The organism is Burkholderia sp. HAN2018, assembly GCF_024704855.1.
GTDB classification, from domain to species: Bacteria; Pseudomonadota; Gammaproteobacteria; order Burkholderiales; family Burkholderiaceae; genus Burkholderia; species Burkholderia cepacia.
The window spans coordinates 1-4,150 of sequence record NZ_QOBB01000376.1; the positions used below are offsets into that span (position 1 = coordinate 1).

A 4,150-nucleotide genomic window follows, 5' to 3' on the forward strand; every position below is an offset into this window, starting at 1 on the left:
GGATCACACCGGGATCACACCGGGGATCGCACCGGGGATCGCACCGCGCGTGCGGCGCAGCGGAGCGGGATCGACCGGGCAACGGCGCGCGACGTAGCCGCGCCGTCGCCGTGCACCGCGTCAGGCGCGAACGCCGACGCGGTACTGCGTGGTCTGTCGATAGACGGCGCCCGGATGAACGATGACGGCGTCGCGCAGGTCGTCCATGTTGATCTGGTCCGGAAAGCCGCCGGCTTCGACGCACAGCGCGGCGTGTCGCGCGCAGCGCGTGCCGCCGCTCACGCGCACGCCGTCCAGGTAGTTGCCCGTATAGAGTTGCAGGCCGCGCTGATCCGTCGACACGAGCAGCTCGCGGCCGCTTTCCGGGTCGTAGATCGCCGCGACGGGCCTGAGCGCGTGCGCGCCGTCGCGCAGCACGAAACAGTGGTCGAACCCGCGCGCCCGCGCGAGCTGCGCGTGCGGCCAGTCGAGGCGCGCGCCGAGCGGTGCGCTGTGCCGGAAGTCGAACGCGGTGCCGGTCACGTCGGCGGTGCCGGTCGGGATCAGCGCGTCGTCGACTTCGAGGAACGCGTCGGCGTCGATGCTCAGCACGTGGCCGCGCACGTCGCCGCCCGCGCGGCCGCTGAGGTTGAAATAGCTGTGATTCGTCAGGTTCAGCGGCGTGGGCGCGTCGGTGACGCCGGTGTAGTCGATCGTCAGCGTGCCGTCGTCGTCGAGCGCATAACGAACCTGCACGCTCACGTTGCCCGGAAAACCCGCGTCGCCTTCGGGCGAATCGAGCTGCAGCGTCAACCCGCCGCAATCGTCGACGACGGCCCAGCGCTGCCGGTGAAAGCCGTTCGCGCCGCCGTGCAGCAGATTGCCGCGCTCGTTGCGATCGAGCCGGTAGTCGACGCCGTCGAGCGTGAAGCGCGCGCCGGCGATCCGGTTCGCCCAGCGGCCGACCGTCGCGCCGAGGTAGACGCCCGATTCGACGTATTCGGCGGGCGTGTCGTGCGCGAGCACGATATCGGCGAAGCGTCCGGCGCGGTCGGGCGCGAGCCACGACACGACGGTCGCGCCGAGGTCGCTGACGACGACGCGCATCCCGTGCGCGTTACGCAGCGTGTAGCGCCGCACCGCGTCGCCGTCGGGCAGCGTGCCCCACGGTTCGGAAGGGACGCGTGCGACGCCGGGCGTCGGGCGGGGAGAGTCGGTATCGATATGCATGGGTGGATTCGATGGGTAAGGCCGGCTTCAGTGCGCGGCGATCGTGCGTTCCTGGTATTCGCGCGGCGTGCATCCCAGCTCGCGGCGGAATACCGCGTACATGTACTGAAGCGACGTGAACCCGCAGCGGATCGCGACTTCGGCGCTCGACGCCTGCCGGCCGGCAAGCAGCGCCTGCGCCGCTTCGAGTTTGTGGCGCAGGATTTCCTGGTGAACGGTGCGCTGCAGTTCGCGCCGGAAGTGTTCCTCGAGCAGCGAACGCGACACGCCGACGTAGTCGGCGACCTGTTCCGTCTTGATGCCCTGGCACGCGTACTGGCGAATGAAATGGCGCGCGCGCATCACGTACGGGCTCGTGAGCGGCTGGTGGCGCGTCGATTCGAGCACGTTGATTCCGACGGGCGGCACGAGAATGCGCCGGTCGGGAAAACGCACGCCGCGCAGCATCTGGTGCAGCAGGTGCGCGGCGGTCCGGCCCATTTCCTCGGTGCCCTGGATCACGGACGACAGCGGGATGCGCGTCAGCGTGCGCGTGAGCGGATCGTTGTCGATGCCGATGATCGCGACCTGTTCCGGCACCGCGAGGCCGGCGATCAGGCAGGCCTGCAGCAGGTGCCGCGCGCGCGCGTCGGTCACCGCGATGATGCCGACGGGTTTCGGCAGCGCGTGCAGCCAGCTGATCAGCTGCTCGATCGCGTGATTCCATGCCGACGCGCTCGTCGACAGCCCGCGGTAGATCGGCGCGTCGAGCCCGTCCGCGCGCGCGAGCCGGTCGAACGCCAGCTCGCGCTGCTGCGCCCAGCGGTTCTGCTGCGCGTCGGGCAGGCTGTACATCGCGAAGTGCGCGAGCCCGGCGCCGATCAGGTGCGTGTACGCGAGCGACACGAGCTTCGCGTTGTCGGTCGCGATATACGGCACGCCGTCCGGATACTGCGCGGGATCTTCGTAGGACGAGCCGAGCGCGACGATCGGCAGCGGCGAGCCGGCGAGCGCGTCGGCGACGGCCGGATCGTCGAAGTCGGCAATGATGCCGTCGCCGTCGAAATGCTCGATGCCGGCGAGCCGGCAGCGGAAGTCGTCCTCGAGGAACAGGTCCCACACCACGCGCGTCGAGCGCAGGTACTGGCCGATGCCGCTGATGATCTCGCGGTCGTAGACCTTGTTGGCGTTGAACAGCAGCGCGATGCGGTGCGGTGTCTGGCTGGAAGGGGCGCGGGTCATCTCGGTCTCGAGGCGCGTGCCGTGCGGGGCGTCGCGCCGTTGTCTCCGGGGGCGCGGACGGTGCCGCGCGCTTGTCTGGTGTCCGGCGATTGTAGGACGGAACGCGTGCGGTGCGCAGCGCGCTGGCAAGAAACGTTAAGCGTGCTGCGCAATTTCGCAATTGCGGGGGCGGGGGCGCGCGGGCACGATCCAGCCAGACCGAATTCGGCCCGCACGCCAACGCGCCGCGCGCCGCACTGCAACAAGAAACCGGACGGAGACGCCATGTCGTATTTCGAACAGATTCCCGCGATTCGCTACGAAGGTCCGCAATCGGACAACCCGCTTGCCTACCGCCATTACGACCGCACGAAGCAGGTGCTCGGCAAGACGCTCGAGGAACACTTGCGCATCGCGGTGTGCTACTGGCATACGTTCGTGTGGCCGGGGCACGACATCTTCGGCCAGGGCGCGTTCCGGCGGCCGTGGCAGCAGCCGGGCGACCCGCTCGAGCGGGCGCGGCAGAAGGCGGATGCGGCGTTCGAGTTCTTCACGAAGCTCGGCACGCCGTTCTATACGTTCCACGACACCGACGTCGCGCCGGAAGGCGACAGCCTGCGCGAGTACGTCGAGAACTTCGCGCGGATGACGGACTACCTGGGCGAGCGTCAGCAGGCCACCGGCGTGCGGCTGCTGTGGGGCACCGCGAACCTGTTCTCGCATCCGCGCTTCGCGGCGGGCGCGGCGACCAACCCGAATCCCGACGTGTTCGCGTGGGCGGCGACCCAGGTGCGCCACGCGCTCGACGCGACGCACCGGCTCGGCGGCGAGAACTACGTGCTGTGGGGCGGCCGCGAAGGCTACGAGACGCTGCTCAATACCGATCTCGTGCGCGAGCGCGAGCAGTTCGCGCGCTTCCTGTCGATGGTCGTCGAGCACAAGCACCGGATCGGCTTCAAGGGCGCGCTGCTGATCGAGCCGAAGCCGCAGGAGCCGACCAAGCACCAGTACGACTACGACGTCGCGACCGTGCACGGTTTCCTCACGCAATACGGATTGCAGAACGAGATCCGCGTGAACATCGAGGCGAACCACGCGACGCTCGCCGGCCATTCGTTCCATCACGAGATCGCGAACGCGTTCGCGCTCGGCGTGTTCGGCAGCGTCGATGCGAATCGCGGCGATCCGCAGAACGGCTGGGACACCGACCAGTTCCCGAACAGCGTCGAGGAGCTGACCCTCGCGTTCTACGAGATCCTGCGCCATGGCGGCTTCACCACCGGCGGCATGAACTTCGACGCGAAGGTGCGGCGCCAGAGCGTCGATCCGGAAGACCTGTTCCACGGCCATGTGGGCGCGATCGACGTGCTCGCGCTCGCGCTCGAGCGCGCCGCTGTGCTGGTCGCGAACGACCGGCTCGACGCGCTGCGCCGGCAGCGCTACGCGCAGTGGGACAGCGCGTTCGGCCGCGAGATCCTGTCGGGCGGCTATACGCTTGAGTCGCTCGCCGCCGACGCGCTCGCGCGCGGCGTGAACCCGCAGCATGCGAGCGGCGGGCAGGAGCGGCTCGAGAACATCGTGAACCAGGCCATCTACGGGCTGCGCTGACGCCATGTACATCGGAGTCGACCTCGGTACGTCGGGCGTGAAGGCCGTGCTGCTCGACCGCGACGGCGCGGTGCGGGCCAGCGCGAGCCGGCCGCTGGCGGTGAGCCGGCCGCGGCCGCGCTGGTCCGAACAG

The 4,150-nt window shown here is 69.4% G+C and carries 4 protein-coding genes; 2 read left to right on the top strand and 2 right to left on the bottom strand.

Features of this window, described 5'->3' with window-relative positions; all coding sequences use genetic code 11:
• Nucleotides 1-120: 120 nt before the first annotated feature.
• Both DPV74_RS39560 and DPV74_RS39565 read right to left on the bottom strand, forming a co-directional pair.
• The gene (locus DPV74_RS39560) at nt 121-1,209 is read right to left on the bottom strand and encodes an aldose epimerase family protein (protein ID WP_119339166.1); all 1,089 of its coding nucleotides are present in this window, start codon (nt 1,207-1,209) and stop codon (nt 121-123) included.
• A 27-nt stretch (nt 1,210-1,236) separates the two neighbouring features.
• Nucleotides 1,237-2,430, bottom strand: coding sequence for a DNA-binding transcriptional regulator (locus DPV74_RS39565; protein ID WP_027792867.1), 1,194 nt, complete (start codon nt 2,428-2,430; stop codon nt 1,237-1,239).
• Between the two features lie 264 nt (nt 2,431-2,694).
• Between DPV74_RS39565 and xylA the strand changes: the two genes are divergently transcribed.
• Both xylA and DPV74_RS39575 read left to right on the top strand, forming a co-directional pair.
• The gene (xylA, locus tag DPV74_RS39570; RefSeq protein WP_027792866.1) at nt 2,695-4,017 is read left to right on the top strand and encodes a xylose isomerase; all 1,323 of its coding nucleotides are present in this window, start codon (nt 2,695-2,697) and stop codon (nt 4,015-4,017) included.
• A gap of 4 nt (nt 4,018-4,021) precedes the next feature.
• A partial coding sequence (locus DPV74_RS39575; protein ID WP_162923283.1) for an FGGY family carbohydrate kinase occupies nt 4,022-4,150 on the top strand: 129 nt, incomplete at its 3' end.

Coding starts and splice junctions, on each gene's coding strand:
- DPV74_RS39560 (WP_119339166.1), bottom strand. CDS start 1,209: ATGCATATCGATACCGACTCTCCCCGCCCGACGCCCGGCGTCGCACGC.
- DPV74_RS39565 (WP_027792867.1), bottom strand. CDS start 2,430: ATGACCCGCGCCCCTTCCAGCCAGACACCGCACCGCATCGCGCTGCTG.
- xylA (WP_027792866.1), top strand. CDS start 2,695: ATGTCGTATTTCGAACAGATTCCCGCGATTCGCTACGAAGGTCCGCAA.